We start from the raw sequence: 15,629 nt of genomic DNA, 5'->3' as shown, positions 1-15,629 counted from the left end.
ATTTGGACGGATTTTTGTTTAAATTTATCACAACATTAATCTAAAAAAATTTATTATGTCTTTAAATGTCATTGATTTAATTAAAGGACAATTAGGTCCCGCTTTGGTTTCACAGGCTGCATCACAGTTTGGAGAAAGCGAATCCGGTATTTCTAAAGCAATTGGTGGCTTATTACCTGCCGTAGTAGGTGGATTAGCCAATAACGCAGACAACCCAGGTGTTGTGGATGCTATTACAAAAGCCTCTTCTAGTGGAATTTTAGGAAATCTATTAGGCGGATCGTCTAGTAATCCTATTATTACTACTTTGTTATCTTCACTTTTCGGGGATAAAGTAGGTGGATTAGTAAATTCTATTGCCAGTTTTTCAGGAATCAGCAACAATTCTGCAGGTTCTTTACTAAATCTGGTTACCGGGGCTACAGTAGGCACTGTCGGTAAATACGCAGCAGACAATAATTTGGGTGCTTCGGGTATTTCCAGCTTACTGAATGATCAGAAAGGCATTATTTCTTCTTTATTGCCGGCAGGTCTTTCTTTGGCTTCTTTTGGATTAGGAGCTGAAAATTGGTTTGGTCAGGCTAAAGAAACAGTTTCTTCAGTAACATCTACTGCTAAGGATAACATCGCTGAAGGTGTTGCTACAGCCAGAGAAAATGTTAACGAGGGAGCAAGAGAAATAAGAGAGCAATTTAATAATAACAATAATAATAATCAAGGCGGAGGTTCAATCTGGAAATGGTTGCTTCCGCTTTTATTATTAATTGCAGCCGGATATTTCCTATGGAAGCAATGTGAGAAAAAACAGACCACCACTACGATGGCTTCTTCCACAGATTCTACAGGAACGTCTACAGATACAGCATCTGCTGCATCTACACCGGCTACCACTGCAACACCAGCAGCTAAAACTGATGAAAACATTGACCTTAACGGTGTCATGTTAAAAGGTTACAAAGGAGGAATGGAAGACCAAATGATTGGATTCCTGAAATCTGGCGGATACAAGAGTGCTGCTGATGATTCAGCATTGAAAGACAAATGGTATGATTTTGACCATGTTAACTTCAAAATGGGAAGTTCTACAGAATTAGAGGCAGGATCACAAGGACAATTGGATAACTTAGTGGCTATCCTTAAAGCTTTCCCTGATTCAAAAGTTAAAATCGGTGGTTATACTGATAAAACAGGAAATGAAGCTTCTAATGTAAAACTATCTCAGGCAAGAGCTGATTATATCAAAGCTGCTTTAGCAAAAGCAGGAGTTGGAGGTCAAGTGCTTGGAGCTGAAGGGTACGGAAGTAAATTTGCTACAGTAGATGCAAAAGCTACTGATGCAGAAAGAGCTGCTGACAGAAAAATGTCTGTAAGATTTGCAAAATAATCTTTAGAATCAATAAAAATTAAGTCCCGGAAAGTCATTTCCGGGATTTTTTCTTTCCCTAATTTTTGTGTTTACATTTATTTAATTAAATTTGTTAGTCATTTCTAACATTTATGAATTTCAATTTAAAAAGCGCTTGGCGTAAAGATAAAACATCTCACTCTTTATCAGAAGTTTATTCTTCCATTAAAGTCCCTAAAAATGCAAGTTTTTGGAGGAAATATCTTGCTTTTGCAGGACCTGGACTTATGATAGCAGTGGGATATATGGACCCTGGAAACTGGGCTACAGATATTGCAGGAGGAGCGCAATTTGGCTACACATTGCTTTCGGTGATTCTTATTTCCAACATTTTTGCAATGGTATTGCAACATTTATCCGTTAAATTAGGAGTTGTTGCAGAAAGAGATCTTGCACAGGCTTGCAGAGACCACTTCAGCCCTACCACCAACTTTATTCTTTGGATATTCTGTGAAATAGCCATTGCCGCCTGTGATCTCGCCGAAGTCATTGGTTCGGCAATTGCCCTTAATTTGCTGTTCCATATTCCGCTAACCTGGGGAATTGTGATTACTACTGTAGATGTCCTGATTATTCTTTTACTTCAGGCAAAAGGATTTCGATGGATAGAAAGTATAGTAGGCGGACTTATCTTTATTATCCTCGCCTGCTTTGTATATGAGATTGTGATCTCTCAACCGGCCTTTAATGAAATTCTGGGCGGATTGGTTCCACAAAAAGAAATTATTCAGAATCCTGCAATGCTTTATATCGCCATTGGGATTTTAGGGGCTACTGTGATGCCTCACAATTTATACCTCCACAGCAGTATTGTACAAACAAGGGATTATACCCGCGACAGAGAAGGAAAAAAGGAAGCTATAAAGTTCGCAACATTAGACAGTACAGTTTCTTTGATGCTTGCTTTCTTTATCAATGCAGCCATTTTAATCCTTGCAGCAGCAACTTTTCATACCACAGGAAATGAACATGTTGCCGATATTCATGACGCTTATAAAATGCTGACTCCTATTTTAGGGGCTTCCATGGCAAGTATTGCGTTTGCTATTGCCTTATTGGCTTCGGGGCAAAACTCAACGCTTACCGGAACTCTTGCAGGGCAGATCGTTATGGAAGGCTTTTTGAATATCAAATTAAAACCTTGGCTACGAAGACTCATCACAAGGCTTATTGCAGTCATTCCAGCCTTGATTGTTGCTATTCTTTACGGGGAGCAGGGTACTACTGAATTATTGGTTTTAAGCCAGGTTATTCTATCTATGCAGCTAAGCTTTGCTGTAGTTCCGTTGGTGATGTTTACCAATGACAAAGCCAAAATGGGAGAATTTGTCAACAAGCCATTCCTTAAGGTGTGTGTATGGATCATTTCCATTATTATTATTGTTTTAAATCTCTACTTATTGTACCAGACATTTACAGGAGAATAACAGTTTGGATTGGAGGATCAGTGAGTTGGAGAGTTGTAGCGTTTGAGAGTTTTAGAGTTATGTGATTAAGAGTATTAATTCTAATTTCTAATGCCTCACCTCTAATTTCTCATTAGATAGGATATCATTTCTAATCCTTATTGACAATTCATTATCATTTACGATGTGCATGAGTGATCTTTTTCTGCCTTAATGTCTTGTTTTCTCCTTTGGCAGAGTCTTTGTCAAACAATTGAGTAAATAAATATTGAATTATGGAAAATCAGGATATTAACGAAGAAAGCATCAATAATCAGGAAGATAACAATGTTCAGAATGACACAGCGTCTCAGGACAATGTGACAGCTACTCCATCTGCAGAGGAACTTTTGGCAGAAGAGAAAGACCGTTACATCAGATTGTATGCTGAATTCGAAAACTATAAAAAAAGAACGTCTAAGGAAAAAATGGAGTTCTTCCAATTTGCTAATCAGGAAATGATGGTTTCTATGTTAGGAGTTTTGGATGACTTCGAAAGAGCATTAAAGGAAATCGCTAAAAACGGAAATCCAGCTGATCTGCAGGGCGTAGAATTGATCTATCAAAAATTCAAGAATAAACTTACCGAAAAAGGCTTAAAACCAATGGAAGTTAGAGCTGGAGACAGTTTCAACGTAGATTTCCATGAAGCTATCACTCAAATCCCTGCTCCATCGGAGGATCTAAAAGGGAAAATCGTAGATGTTATTGAAACAGGATATACTTTAAGTGATAAGGTAATCCGTTTTGCAAAAGTAGTAACAGGAAACTAATATTATTAATGATAAATGATGAGTGATAATGGATAGACCGCTATACTTTTATTACTAAATTTTAAATATCTTTTATCATTTATCGATCATCAATTATAGAATAGAAAGTCATGTCAAAAAGAGATTATTACGAGGTTCTTGAGATCAGCAAATCTGCATCGGCCGACGAAATAAAAAAAGCATACCGAAAAATGGCCATCAAATTTCACCCGGATAAAAATCCAGGAGATAAGGAGGCTGAGGAAAAATTCAAAGAAGCTGCTGAAGCTTACGAAGTACTAAGCGACGATCAGAAACGTGCCAGATATGACCAGTTCGGACATGCCGGAATGGGAGGAAATGGAGGTTTCGGAGGCGGAGGCTTCGGAGGCGGAATGAACATGGAGGATATTTTCAGTCAGTTTGGAGATATTTTCGGTGGTGGTTTCGGAGGATTCGGTGGCGGTGGCGGCGGTGGTCGCCAGCAGGTAAGAGGTTCTAATTTAAGAATCCGAATCAAGCTGAACCTTGAGGAAATGGTTAACGGAACTCACAAAACCATTAAGGTTAAAAAAATGAAGATGGCGGAAGGTGCTACTTCAAAAACCTGCCCTACCTGTAACGGATCTGGTGTTCAACTTAAAGTAATGAATACCATGTTCGGTCAAATGCAAACCCAAACAACCTGTGGTACTTGCCAGGGAATCGGAAAAGTTGCCGATAAAATTCCTGCAGGAGCTAACGCACAGGGGCTTGTGAAAGATGAAGAGGAAATCACGATTAATATTCCTGCCGGAGCAAGAGACGGAATCCAGCTTAATGTAAGAGGAAAAGGAAATGATGCTCCATTTGGCGGAACTCCAGGTGATTTATTGGTAATCATTGAAGAGGAAGTAGATCAAACAATCAAGAGAGAAGGCGATAATCTTCACCAAGAACTCTATATTTCATTTGCTGAAGCTGCTTTAGGAACTAAAAAAGAGATTCCTACCGTTGGCGGAAAAGTGAAAATCACTGTTGATCCGGGAACACAATCCGGAAAGATCTTAAGACTTGCCGGAAAAGGACTTCCAAGCATCGATAGCTATGGAAAAGGAGACATGTTCATTCATATCAATGTCTGGACACCACAGAAGCTTAATAAGGAGCAAAAAGACTTCTTTGAAAAGCAGATGTCCAGCGGAGAAATGGTTGCAGAACCATCCGGAAAGGAAAAAACTTTTTTTGATAAAGTAAAAGATTTATTCAACTAATATTAAGAGGCCTCAGGGGTCTCTTTTTTGTTTTATCAATCTGTAATACAATTCCATTTAAAACGTTTGGATAGCAAAAATAATAAAAGGGAATTGATACTTTAATCGGCAGCTTTAAATAAAAAATCCTGTACTATATTTCAAGTACAGGATTTTTTATGATTTAGAGTATATCTTATTTTTTCGTAGCCAATGAATATATTGCTTTACCAATTGTAAACAAAGCAACTGCACCAAGGCCACCTACAATACCGAATGTAAATTCTTTAAGCATAGCAGGCCATGTGGGTAACAATTCGTGTAAATAATGAATATTATGAGTAAAAATACCGCCTGAAACCAAGATAAGAGCGATGGTTCCTACTACTCCTAAAATCTTGATAATGATTGGCAATGCTTTTACCAGCAAATGACCCAACTTGGAGAAGAATCCCTTGTCGTGACTTTTTTTGATTAACTTAAAACCTGCATCATCCATTCTCACAATAAGGGCAACAATTCCATAAACCCCTACTGTAGCAATAAATGACACAAATGTTACGGTAAGAATCTGAGTAAGAAGTGGATGATTTTCCTGAATTACCGTCCCCAATGCAATAATTACAATCTCAATGGAAAGGATAAAATCTGTTCTGATAGCTGAGTTTATTTTTGCTTTCTCAGAAACTTCAGAATCTTCATCTTCAGCACTTTCTTTTACTACTTCATGTCCTTTTTTGGAACGATGAAACAGGAATTCAATGATTTTTTCCACTCCTTCAAAGGCTAGATATAGACCTCCCAAAATAAGAATCATCTCAATAGCTGGTTTGTAGAGCCAATTGAGCAGGAAAGCAATGGGAAGAATAATAAGCTTATTGATAAATGAGCCTTTTGTGATTGCCCACAATACAGGAAGTTCCCTTGAAGAAAGAAAGCCGGTGGCTTTTTCTGCATTTACAGCCAGATCATCTCCTAAAATTCCTGCTGTTTTCTGTGTAGCTATTTTACTGGTAACTGCCACATCATCCATTAATGCTGCAATATCATCTAAAATCGCAAAAAAGCCTGATGCCATATTTTAATTTTTTTTTAATCTTTGTTAAGTTCAGCAAAAATAAATATTTAATTCCATTTTATGATTCATAGCACGACAATAATTTTTTAGAATTATAAAGTAAAACTTCGTTTTCAATATTTTATATCTTTGTTTAAAATTATATCATGGATGAAAACTGGGAAATCCAATTACAGAGGATTTGGCAGAAGCTTGGAACAATAAGCAATGAAGAATTTATTCAACAAATTAAAGAACATATCACATTGCTTAAAGGCTCACAAGCTATTGCAGATTTTGAAATGGCTTGTACTTTCGACTCAACAGGACATGAAAAGGAAGCTGAACCTTTATACAGATCTGCATTAGCTCAGGGATTATCCGGTTTACGAAGAAGGAGAGCAAGAATCCAACTGGCAAGTACATTAAGGAATAATGGAAAGATAGAGGAAAGCATCCATATTTTAAGAGAAGAAAAAGCAAATTATTCGGATGAACTGAATGATGCAGTAGACTCTTTTTTAGCACTTTCCCTTTCCTCAGCAGGAGAATATAAAGAAGCATTATCATTAACCTTAAAAGCAATTTCCCTACATTTACCCAGATACAATAAATCTTTGTTTAATTATGCAGATGCATTGCATAAAGAATCTTTTTAAAGCTACTGTTTTCGGTTCTAATTTATGAAAAAGCTTATTCTCAAGTATCATTTTTTCGCTATGGGATGCACCAGTTTCCTGTTGCAGTCCTGTAATACAAAGTTCAGGGTTTGGGTAGGCCCGGATGGCCAGCAAAAAATCTATAACTTAAAATACGGAGAGCATACAAGACAAAAAATGGATGTCTTCCTTCCAAAAGACTATGCCGAAGATTCTCCCGTTGTTCTGATTGTACATGGTGGAGCCTGGACGCTTGGGAAAAAGGAACATATGATTCAAATCCAGAAAATGCTTTTTGAGAGTAGGATTCCCAGTATCAACATGAACTATCGATTGGTCTCTAAGAAGAAGAACATCACCTATAAGCAACAACTGGAAGATATTGCCCTGGTCATCGAAAGGTTTAATTCTCTGGCCAAAAAAGCGGAACTTCAACCTAATAATTATATTCTTTTGGGTGAAAGTGCCGGTGGGCATCTTGCTTTATTATATGGATACCAGCATCCTGATCAGATCAAAAAAATCATTTCTCTAAGTGGACCTACAGATTTCTACAGCCCGGAATATCTGAATTCATTTTATTCTAAATATACTTCTCCTACTTTTCAAAAAGTGGTGGGAGCTAAGTTTGATCGTAACAATATTTCTGAAGCCTTTAAGGAAGCCAGCCCAATCGCCAACATCACCAATGTTCCTACCTTATTATTTCAGGGGAACAATGATTTCCTTGTTAACCATCGTCAGGGGCAGGCAATGGACTCTGCGCTCACCCACATGAATGTTCCCCATAGATTTATCTTTATGGAGAAAACAGGCCATGTTCCGAGGTTTTTCAGTAAAACAAAAAGAGATAGTATTATCTATCCGAATATTCTGGAATGGATAAAAAAATAACCTACTAAAAAGCAGGTTATTTTTTATATTTCTATTGATTCCTATTCAGGGTCGGAATCATTGTTTTCATATTTGGAGAAGTCTTCTTTTTTACCAAAAACAAATTTGATGATCACCGGAAGTGTTGTTATCAATACAATCACAATGATGATATATTCCAATTTCTCTTTTAAGTTGATTCCAAATTGTTCCATGAATAATTTATCAAGGTAATGTCCTGCAAAGATCAAAATAAATGACCACAGGATTGCTCCGATAACGTTATCCCTTAGAAATTCTTTCTTATCCATTTTTACAATTCCTGCAACAATGGGTGTAAATGTTCTTACAACAGGTAAAAACCTAGCCATAATAATAGCTAATGCACCATGTTTTTCAAAGAAATCATGAGCCTGATATAGATATTTTTTCTTAAAAAGCATTGAATCTGGTCTTTTATACAAAGCCGGACCTGCTTTACGTCCAAAATAGTAACCTACTTCATTTCCTATAATAGCAGCAAGTGCTACACCGGAAGCTAAAAGTGTTGTATCTAAGAAATCACTCCCTGTGGAGCCGAAAGTCTCCTTGATGATTTCAACGGCATAAATTCCTGAAACAAACAATAATGAGTCCCCAGGTAGAAAAAATCCTACAAAAAGACCTGTTTCAGCAAAAACAATGAACAAAATAAGCCAAAACCCTCCCATTTTAATATAAAACTCCGGGTTTAATAAATCCTTCCAGCTATTGAAATCTTCCATATATATCGATGAACAACAAAAATAAGTCTAAAATGTCTGAAACAAAAATTAATTATAAGATTTTAACTAAAAATCATATGATATTTTATAGCTCCATATCATCATCGGAAACAGCCGTACCATCAGCCATTAGAAAAGCTTTCAGGAAAGGGGTAATATTTCCGTTCATTACGGCATCCACATCTGAGGTTTCATGGCCTGAACGTACATCTTTTACTAATTTGTAAGGGTGCATCACATAATTTCTGATCTGGCTTCCCCACTCGATTTTCATTTTATTGGCTTCAATTTCATTTCTGGCTCTCATACGTTCTTCCAATTCCATTTCGTATAATCTGGAACGAAGGAGCTGCATTGCCTTTTCTTTATTCTGAAGCTGTGAACGGGATTCTGAGTTTTCAATGATAATTCCTGTAGGTGCGTGACGAAGACGTACAGCGGTTTCAACCTTGTTTACGTTCTGCCCTCCTGCTCCGGAAGATCTCATTGTTTCAAATGATATATCGGCAGGATTAATATTAATTTCAATGGTATCATCCACCAACGGATAAACATACACGGAAACGAAGCTGGTATGGCGTTTAGCATTACTGTCAAAAGGTGAAATTCTTACCAAACGGTGTACTCCATTCTCTCCTTTCAGGTATCCAAAGGCATATTCACCTTCAATTTCAAGAGTAACCGTCTTCACACCGGCTACCTCACCTTCCTGAAAATTCAGTTCACGGATCTTATAGCCTTGCTTTTCTGCCCACATGGTGTACATTCTCATCAGCATAGATGCCCAGTCACAACTTTCTGTACCTCCTGCTCCTGCCGTAATCTGAAGAACAGCCGAAAGCTCATCTCCCTCGTTGGAAAGCATATTCTTGAATTCAAGGTCCTCGATTTTTTCAACCAGCTGTGGGAAGGTTTCATCCAATTCTTTTTCAGAATCAGGATCTTCTTTAGCAAAATCAACTAAAACCTGTAGGTCTTCAAACTGTGTCTGAATTTCATCATAACCCTCCACCCATTTTTTTTTGGATCGAAGCTGCTTCAGAAAAGCTTCTGCAGTCTTAGGATTATCCCAAAATTCAGGAGCTGCTGTTTTTTCATCATCGTTGGCTATTTCTATCTTCTTTTTTTCAATCTGAAGGTATCTATGTAGGTCTTCAATCCTGGATTGAACTTCTTTTATCTGGTCGTTGTTAATCACGAGTTTTTCTTTTTTACAAAAATAAGGAATTCTTTTAGAGTAGAGAGTTTTGAGTTTTGTTAAGGTTTAGAATTTGATCTAGGAAAAAAAAGTATCTTTCTTTTATATTTATATTCTAAAAAATAAGTTTGAATGGATTTCAATGATTTGATTAATGAGCACAACGCGAATTTTGCTCGGTTAATGGCACTTATTGTCTCAAAAAATTTAATACCCAGCATTTCTAAAAACAGTTTTGATCATTTAACTGAAAAGTTACTTCAAAAACTAGAAAAAGGGGCTGATAAGAACCAACTAAAAAACATGATAGAAACTGAATTATGTATTTCTTATGGTCTTTACAGATCTGAGTTCAATTCAGAAGAATTGGCGTCTGAAATTTTTATCTGGTGGGAAAATAATTAACTAAAAAAGGTTTCTCTTTTCAACACAAAAACAATATACATACATATAACATGTACTGCAATAATGATAGGAAGTACTTTTCTTGTACTAAATTTATCGATTAAAAAACCATAAATAGGTAACTGTACTATTCCAATAAATAAAGATATTTTTTCATTAAAAAATGTTCCTAGCAAGCTAAAAGGAAAGATAGCCAGTATAGGAAAATAGGTCCCGTGTCCTCCTCCGCCTGCAAGAATTGCAATAAACCCAAGAGGAATTGTTAATATAGATAGCCATAATGTATATTTATAATTACTCATGCTATTTTATTTCAGTTTATTCATAAAATTTTCAATCAGGATTTCTATTTCGTTTCCATAAACTTTCTTAGCATTCTCATACGTTTGATCATTATTTAGTTCAATAAACTTGACTTTATCATACTTGATTAAAAACTCTACAAATGCTCCTGAAACAGGATACAAAATATCACTACTAATTTTCTGGTTTTCTGACCATACTTTTTTAATGTCGATAGGAGATTTTTTATAGGCTTGTTTAGCTGCTTCAAGTTTATCATTCTCATTCAAATCGAAACAAACACCTATTCCTTCATTAATAAACTGTGTCGTAATTTTTCCCCTACTTCCTCGCCAAAAACTAAGATTATGAGCAATTTCATGGCCGGCAGTTTGATTCAACCTGTTATGGGAAACACAGTAATTAGCCTGAGTAAACCCTAAATTATGTTCCAAAAACTCGTTATAGGTATCATTAGAACCCCAAACAAAAAAATCAATTTTCTTGGGCAATTTCGCTCCAAAAAATTCATTAATTTTTGTAAAAGCTTTTTGCCGGCTTTTTGCAATCCTATTTCTGGCTTCCTCACTAATGGAATTTTCAAAATGAAATATTAAATTTTCTGTTTCCACAATATTCCATTGATTATAAAAATCATCTAAACCTAGCCGTTTTATTAAAGTATTCAATTCAGTTTTCGCTTTTTCTGATAGCTTAATACTTTTGACCAGATCATAGTACTTTTTTGATGCTTCCTTATTTCCTAGTCCATAATTAGCAGCCATTAGTTGCATTAATGCCCAACTCTTCTTTTCATCATTCTCTGAAAGAGTTTCAAGATTCGTTGAATACAAAAGACTTTTCTGAAAGTCTCCAAGATTGTTATAAGATGCAGCCATGAGAAGATTAGCATCAAAATCGTTTGGGATGTTTTCAAGTACTTTGTGTCCTAAGGAAAGTGCTTCTATATAATTTTTTGTTTTAAATGCAGCTACCATTTCTTTTTTCTGAGAATAACAAAAAACCGAGCAAGTTAGTCCCAAAATAAAAAGCATTTTCTTCATTGTTTGTGTTTTTATATCAAATTATTTGCGTTATAATTTCACCTATTTTCGGAGCTAAGGCTACTCCCATGCCTGAAAGTCTTACCGCGCAAAACTGTTTTTCTGAAATCGGTTTCACAATGGGGGTCTTTTCAGTACCCATAGCCATTATTCCGGACCAACGGAGAGCAATCTTGAATTCATGACCCGGCAGAACAACTACTTTCAAAAAACTTTCTAAATGATGTTGGAGAAATTCTGTAGTTTCAAAGGCAGTAGTTTCTTCAGTTTTAAAATCCTGATTACGCCCGCCACCTAGTAATATTCTATTTCCTAAATTTCTAAAGTAATAAAACCCCTCATCGTAATGAAAAGTTCCTTTCAATTGTAAATTTTCTATAGGCTCAGTCAATAAGATCTGTCCGCGAGCAGGAATTATATTCTCATTCTCAAGAAATTTTGAGCTGAAGGCATTGGTACAATACACCAGTGCATCAGCTTTCACAGAGAGATCTTCCGATAGATAAACTTTAACTTCATCTGAGGTTTCCTCAATCTTTTTCACCTCTGCTCCCAATAAAAACTCAATTTTCAGTTCATGACACTTTTCTGTAAGCTTTTGTAATAACTTCCCGGAGTGCAGGCTTCCTTCACAAGGATTTTCAATCAAAAACTGGGATTTTCCTAATCCAAAGTCTTTTATTTTGTTCTGTTTCAAGGTATATGTCTGCGCTAATCCAGTTATGGATTTCAGTTGAGCATTCACCTCTTCCAGATATGACAAAGGCTCTTCAGTATTCAATATCTCATAACCGCCACTGAGTTCAAAATCTATTTCATCACTTTTAAAATAGTGTCTGATCTTTTGAAGTCCATCAAACCGCATTTTAACAAGATCCAATGTTTTTTCCCAACCCATATTTTGGGAGTCTGCAATGACTTCTGTAAGGCTTCCAAAGCAGGCAAATCCGGCATTCCTCGTTGAAGCTCCTAATGGAATTGAATTCCGTTCTATAATCAATACAGACTTTTCGGGATATTTCTCCTTGATGGATATGGCAGTCCAAAGCCCGGTAAAACCGGCCCCAATAATAATGATATCTCTTTTACGGTAAAAGGTTTCCAATTCCCAGATACTGATCATGAGTGATGTTTTTTTTACAATGTATAAAGTATTGGATAATACAAAATAGATCAGAGTCCAAAAATAGGACTCTCTTATTCTCAACCTCTAAAAACTATTCTTCTTTTTCTCCGCTATGATGGAATCCAATGGCACGCCTTGGCTGCTCAACGATCTTATAAGTCTCCAATTCACTTTTCAATGCCTGAATTCTAAAATGAAATTCTTCAAAATTATTAATGATTGCATCAGCCAGAAATCTTGCTACCTGATCCAGATATTCTTCAGTAAGCTTTGCTGTGGCATCTCTTAAGGCTCCATTCAAAAGATTTTTGTCAATTTTAAGCTTTTCATTTCTCGTTCTTTGGTAGAGATTTTTAATACGCTTCTTTAGGCTTTGGGTAAAGTCGATCAGCATGGTATTGCTAAAAGCTTTCATTCTTGAAGAAACGTCATGCCAGAAAGGAAGTTTATCTGCTTTATTATTTTTAAGAATCTTATAAAGTAAGGAATCTTCTTCAAGCCCCCTGGTCATAGCATATAAGATAATTTCTGAGCGTTCCGAAGCATTAGGCGGAAATATAGGAATCATCACATCAAATCTTCCAGGTGCCAGAATTTCTTCATCAATTTCTGAAACAGAGTTGGCAGAACCTACCATTAGTACTCCTTCTTTTTCAAACTTACCAATGTAATGAAGAATCAGCTCCTGAGCCTCAAGATTACAGGAAGCAATATCTTTTTCTGCTTTTCTCTGCATCATAATTTCATCAAAATCCTCAAGGAAAAGCAGCATTTTATTTTCTTTCATCATGGTTTGCAGAAAGTCACTAAAATTAATTTCATTTCCATCAATGAATGAGGTTCCCAGATAGTGCTTTTTAACTTCTTTAAACTGATATCCTATAATTTCAGCAATTTTATTGGCCCAAAAAATCTTTCCGCTTCCCGGAGGTCCATATAAAATAATTCCTGCGGGTTTATTGATTCCCCAGTCCTTGATCTGTTGGGGATTTAAAAATGGCTCCAGTACTGCAGATGTGTAGAAAAACAGGTCTTTGTATCCTATAAAATCTCTTTGCTGTAAACTGGTCTTATGGCCAAAATAATCATATACGAACTTATAGTTCCCTCCCATTTTATTATCTATACCATAACTTGAAATAGAGGATTTGAAAAAACCGTTGTCGAAGATATTAGGATTATTATCTTTAATGGCTTTTTCCACTTTGTCTTTAGGCTGATTAATGACTTCTGCAATCTGTTCCAAGGTTTTATTCTTGTCAAGATCCTGTTCGTATAATCTTAAAAAATCTACATTTTCACGGGCAAATTTTTCAAAATCTTCCTTTACTTCAAAGTTTGTACTGATGCAATCTACCAATTCCAGATCGAAATCCTGTATAAACTGCTTTATGGCTTCTGCAGAAACACTGAGTTCTTCTGCGAGTTTTATTAACTTCATAATTCCCTATTAGTTCTATCAAATTTAATGTATTTACCAATAAATTGACATTGATTTATGATAATTCTGTAACATTATCTAATTTACATAGACTACTACTATGTAAAACAAATTACATGGAAAAGATTTTATCAGTAAAAAATTTGACAAAAAAATTTAAAAGAGTTGTAGTCAACAATATCTCTTTTGATGTCGAAAAAGGAAACGTGTATGGGCTTTTGGGTCCTAACGGAAGCGGGAAATCAACGACTTTCGGGATGCTGCTTTCAACCATCAATCCTACCAGCGGAGACTGGTTTTGGTTTGGTAAAAAAGGGACAGATTCTGAAACTTTAAAAAAGATCGGAGCTATTATCGAACAGCCCAACTTCTACCCTTATTTAAGTGCAGAAACGAACCTTAAAATTGTAGCGGAAATTAAAAATGCCCCTTATTCAAGGATTGATGAAGTTCTGAAGACCGTGAATTTGTATGAAAGGAGAAAAGATACCTTCAAAACGTTTTCTTTAGGAATGAAACAACGTCTCGCCATTGCTTCAGCAATGCTGAACAACCCTGAAGTAATGATATTAGACGAACCAACAAACGGATTAGATCCTGAAGGAATCATTCAGATCAGAGAAATCATCAGTGATATTGCCAAACAAGGGATCACCATTATCATTGCCAGCCATCTTTTGGATGAAATTGAAAAAATCTGCAGCCATGTAATTGTATTGAAAGAAGGAAATTCCATTTACTGTGGAAGAGTGGACGAAATGACTTCCAATAATGGGTATTTTGAACTGAAAGCAGATAATAATACTTTGCTTTTAAATGCATTGAACGAGCTTCAATGGTTCTCATCCATCAATCAGGATGGTGATATTATCAAGGCTCAGATCCGTGATGATGCTTCAATTTCAGCTTCGGCGATGAATCAAAAACTGGCTGAGAGAGGAATCTATCTTTCCCATTTGACCAAGAAAAAATTATCTCTTGAATCTCAATTCCTTGAACTTGTAAAAAACACCAATTAGTCATGATAAAATTATTAAAACTGGAATACTACAAAAACCTGAACTACAAACCGTTTAAGGTTTTCACGATATTATATTTCGCCATTCTTATAGCCTTACTTTTTATTGGATTGGTGGACTTTGATCTTTTCGGAGGAACGATTAACTTAAAGGAACAAGGAATTTATAATTTTCCGGAAATCTGGAACTTTACCACATGGATTGTTGCTTTATTGAAAATTTTTCTGGGACTGATTATTGTTTTTTCCATTTCACAGGAGTTCAGCAACCGGATGTTCAAGCAGAATACGATTGATGGATTGAGCAGACAAGAATTTATCATTTCAAAATTGCTGACAATAAGCATCTTCACAATTGTTTCTACGGCAATTGTATTGGGAATCACTTTATTTATTGGATATCAATACTCCAATACAACAGAATCTACAAAGGTTTTTGCAGAGATTTTCTTTATTGGAAATTACCTGGTTAAGCTATTTACCTTCTTCTGTTTTCTAATGTTTCTTTCCATTTTATTAAGAAAATCGATCTTTGTATTTCTTGCTCTTTTTATTTTCTGGATTGGCGAGGGAATCTTAACAGCTCTTGAAGTATATTCAAAAGTAAAAGGAATGCAAGGCCCACAAAGGAATGACATCCTTCAGAATGACTTTTTTATAACGCATCTTTTACCACTGGAAAGTATGTCTAACCTTATTCCTAATCCTATGATGAGGTTAAATATGGCCAAAATGATGGGCATAAAATATGAGTTCCACTACCCTACAGAAAGCCTTATCGCATGTCTGGTATGGTCTTCTGTTTTCATATTCGGATCATACTGGATTTTGAAAAAAAGAGATTGGTAAGATCTCAATATTAAACATTGAAAGATTATTTTTAAAGTGGTTCGTTTTGGATCACTTTT

At 35.9% G+C, this 15,629-nt stretch carries 16 protein-coding genes; 9 read left to right on the top strand and 7 right to left on the bottom strand.

The genetic code is table 11. From position 1 onward, the window contains the following. The first annotated feature begins 55 nt into the window (after positions 1–55). From EG359_RS21290 to dnaJ, 4 genes are all read left to right on the top strand, one after another. Positions 56–1,384 carry an OmpA family protein gene (locus EG359_RS21290; RefSeq protein ID WP_076353800.1) on the top strand — a complete coding sequence of 443 codons (1,329 nt, stop codon included), beginning with the start codon at positions 56–58 and terminating at the stop codon, positions 1,382–1,384. A 113-nt stretch (positions 1,385–1,497) separates the two neighbouring features. Beyond that, the gene (locus tag EG359_RS21285; RefSeq protein ID WP_076353798.1) at positions 1,498–2,832 is read left to right on the top strand and encodes an Nramp family divalent metal transporter; all 1,335 of its coding nucleotides are present in this window, start codon (positions 1,498–1,500) and stop codon (positions 2,830–2,832) included. A 251-nt stretch (positions 2,833–3,083) separates the two neighbouring features. After that, positions 3,084–3,623: a nucleotide exchange factor GrpE gene (locus EG359_RS21280; RefSeq protein ID WP_394343646.1), complete on the top strand. Its 540-nt coding sequence runs from the start codon at positions 3,084–3,086 to the stop codon at positions 3,621–3,623. Between the two features lie 110 nt (positions 3,624–3,733). After that, complete coding sequence (gene dnaJ, locus EG359_RS21275) at positions 3,734–4,855, top strand: molecular chaperone DnaJ (RefSeq protein WP_076353794.1); 1,122 nt, start codon at positions 3,734–3,736, stop codon at positions 4,853–4,855. A 175-nt stretch (positions 4,856–5,030) separates the two neighbouring features. On the opposite strand, the gene EG359_RS21270 is transcribed toward dnaJ, so the two are convergent. Beyond that, complete coding sequence (locus tag EG359_RS21270) at positions 5,031–5,912, bottom strand: DUF808 domain-containing protein (RefSeq protein ID WP_076353792.1); 882 nt, start codon at positions 5,910–5,912, stop codon at positions 5,031–5,033. Between the two features lie 146 nt (positions 5,913–6,058). Here EG359_RS21270 and EG359_RS21265 point away from each other — a divergent pair, with 146 nt between their 5' ends. Next, positions 6,059–6,550, top strand: a complete 492-nt coding sequence (locus EG359_RS21265) for a tetratricopeptide repeat protein (protein WP_076353790.1) — start codon at positions 6,059–6,061, stop codon at positions 6,548–6,550. Between the two features lie 24 nt (positions 6,551–6,574). Then, entirely contained in the window at positions 6,575–7,444 is an 870-nt protein-coding gene (locus tag EG359_RS21260) for an alpha/beta hydrolase (protein ID WP_076353788.1), read from the top strand. A 41-nt stretch (positions 7,445–7,485) separates the two neighbouring features. On the opposite strand, the gene EG359_RS21255 is transcribed toward EG359_RS21260, so the two are convergent. Both EG359_RS21255 and prfB read right to left on the bottom strand, forming a co-directional pair. After that, entirely contained in the window at positions 7,486–8,187 is a 702-nt protein-coding gene (locus tag EG359_RS21255) for a DedA family protein (protein ID WP_076353786.1), read from the bottom strand. Between the two features lie 85 nt (positions 8,188–8,272). Next, positions 8,273–9,385 carry a peptide chain release factor 2 gene (gene prfB / locus EG359_RS21250; protein WP_076353784.1) on the bottom strand — a complete coding sequence of 371 codons (1,113 nt, stop codon included), beginning with the start codon at positions 9,383–9,385 and terminating at the stop codon, positions 8,273–8,275. 132 nt (positions 9,386–9,517) lie between these two features. On the opposite strand from prfB, the gene EG359_RS21245 reads away from it, so the two are divergent. Further along, positions 9,518–9,790, top strand: coding sequence for a hypothetical protein (locus EG359_RS21245; protein ID WP_076353782.1), 273 nt, complete (start codon positions 9,518–9,520; stop codon positions 9,788–9,790). Here EG359_RS21245 and EG359_RS21240 read toward each other — a convergent pair. The 4 genes from EG359_RS21240 to EG359_RS21225 form a co-directional block, all read right to left on the bottom strand. Then, positions 9,787–10,092 (bottom strand): hypothetical protein, encoded by a 306-nt coding sequence (locus tag EG359_RS21240; RefSeq protein WP_076353780.1) that lies wholly within the window; start codon positions 10,090–10,092, stop codon positions 9,787–9,789. The two genes, EG359_RS21245 and EG359_RS21240, sit on opposite strands and share 4 nt — an antisense overlap. A gap of 6 nt (positions 10,093–10,098) precedes the next feature. Beyond that, positions 10,099–11,136 (bottom strand): tetratricopeptide repeat protein, encoded by a 1,038-nt coding sequence (locus EG359_RS21235; protein ID WP_076353778.1) that lies wholly within the window; start codon positions 11,134–11,136, stop codon positions 10,099–10,101. A gap of 16 nt (positions 11,137–11,152) precedes the next feature. Beyond that, complete coding sequence (locus EG359_RS21230) at positions 11,153–12,259, bottom strand: NAD(P)/FAD-dependent oxidoreductase (RefSeq protein ID WP_076353776.1); 1,107 nt, start codon at positions 12,257–12,259, stop codon at positions 11,153–11,155. 94 nt (positions 12,260–12,353) lie between these two features. Beyond that, positions 12,354–13,703: an ATP-binding protein gene (locus EG359_RS21225; RefSeq protein WP_076353774.1), complete on the bottom strand. Its 1,350-nt coding sequence runs from the start codon at positions 13,701–13,703 to the stop codon at positions 12,354–12,356. A gap of 116 nt (positions 13,704–13,819) precedes the next feature. On the opposite strand from EG359_RS21225, the gene EG359_RS21220 reads away from it, so the two are divergent. Both EG359_RS21220 and EG359_RS21215 read left to right on the top strand, forming a co-directional pair. Further along, positions 13,820–14,722 (top strand): ABC transporter ATP-binding protein, encoded by a 903-nt coding sequence (locus EG359_RS21220; RefSeq protein WP_076353772.1) that lies wholly within the window; start codon positions 13,820–13,822, stop codon positions 14,720–14,722. A gap of 2 nt (positions 14,723–14,724) precedes the next feature. Further along, entirely contained in the window at positions 14,725–15,570 is an 846-nt protein-coding gene (locus tag EG359_RS21215) for an ABC transporter permease (protein WP_076353770.1), read from the top strand. Positions 15,571–15,629: the final 59 nt, after the last annotated feature.

It is taken from the genome of Chryseobacterium joostei, from assembly GCF_003815775.1.
Lineage (GTDB): Bacteria > Bacteroidota > Bacteroidia > Flavobacteriales > Weeksellaceae > Chryseobacterium > Chryseobacterium joostei.
Note: the sequence above shows the minus strand (reverse complement) of the source record. Positions and strands in the feature narration are given on the sequence as shown.

What these genes read in the sequence shown, in the direction of transcription:
- EG359_RS21255 (WP_076353786.1), bottom strand. Translation starts at nt 8,187, where the DNA reads ATGGAAGATTTCAATAGCTGGAAGGATTTATTAAACCCGGAGTTTTAT.
- EG359_RS21245 (WP_076353782.1), top strand. Translation starts at nt 9,518, where the DNA reads ATGGATTTCAATGATTTGATTAATGAGCACAACGCGAATTTTGCTCGG.
- dnaJ (WP_076353794.1), top strand. Translation starts at nt 3,734, where the DNA reads ATGTCAAAAAGAGATTATTACGAGGTTCTTGAGATCAGCAAATCTGCA.
- EG359_RS21270 (WP_076353792.1), bottom strand. Translation starts at nt 5,912, where the DNA reads ATGGCATCAGGCTTTTTTGCGATTTTAGATGATATTGCAGCATTAATG.
- EG359_RS21235 (WP_076353778.1), bottom strand. Translation starts at nt 11,136, where the DNA reads ATGAAGAAAATGCTTTTTATTTTGGGACTAACTTGCTCGGTTTTTTGT.
- EG359_RS21290 (WP_076353800.1), top strand. Translation starts at nt 56, where the DNA reads ATGTCTTTAAATGTCATTGATTTAATTAAAGGACAATTAGGTCCCGCT.
- EG359_RS21285 (WP_076353798.1), top strand. Translation starts at nt 1,498, where the DNA reads ATGAATTTCAATTTAAAAAGCGCTTGGCGTAAAGATAAAACATCTCAC.
- EG359_RS21225 (WP_076353774.1), bottom strand. Translation starts at nt 13,703, where the DNA reads ATGAAGTTAATAAAACTCGCAGAAGAACTCAGTGTTTCTGCAGAAGCC.
- EG359_RS21220 (WP_076353772.1), top strand. Translation starts at nt 13,820, where the DNA reads ATGGAAAAGATTTTATCAGTAAAAAATTTGACAAAAAAATTTAAAAGA.
- EG359_RS21215 (WP_076353770.1), top strand. Translation starts at nt 14,725, where the DNA reads ATGATAAAATTATTAAAACTGGAATACTACAAAAACCTGAACTACAAA.
- EG359_RS21240 (WP_076353780.1), bottom strand. Translation starts at nt 10,092, where the DNA reads ATGAGTAATTATAAATATACATTATGGCTATCTATATTAACAATTCCT.
- EG359_RS21230 (WP_076353776.1), bottom strand. Translation starts at nt 12,259, where the DNA reads ATGATCAGTATCTGGGAATTGGAAACCTTTTACCGTAAAAGAGATATC.
- EG359_RS21260 (WP_076353788.1), top strand. Translation starts at nt 6,575, where the DNA reads ATGAAAAAGCTTATTCTCAAGTATCATTTTTTCGCTATGGGATGCACC.
- EG359_RS21265 (WP_076353790.1), top strand. Translation starts at nt 6,059, where the DNA reads ATGGATGAAAACTGGGAAATCCAATTACAGAGGATTTGGCAGAAGCTT.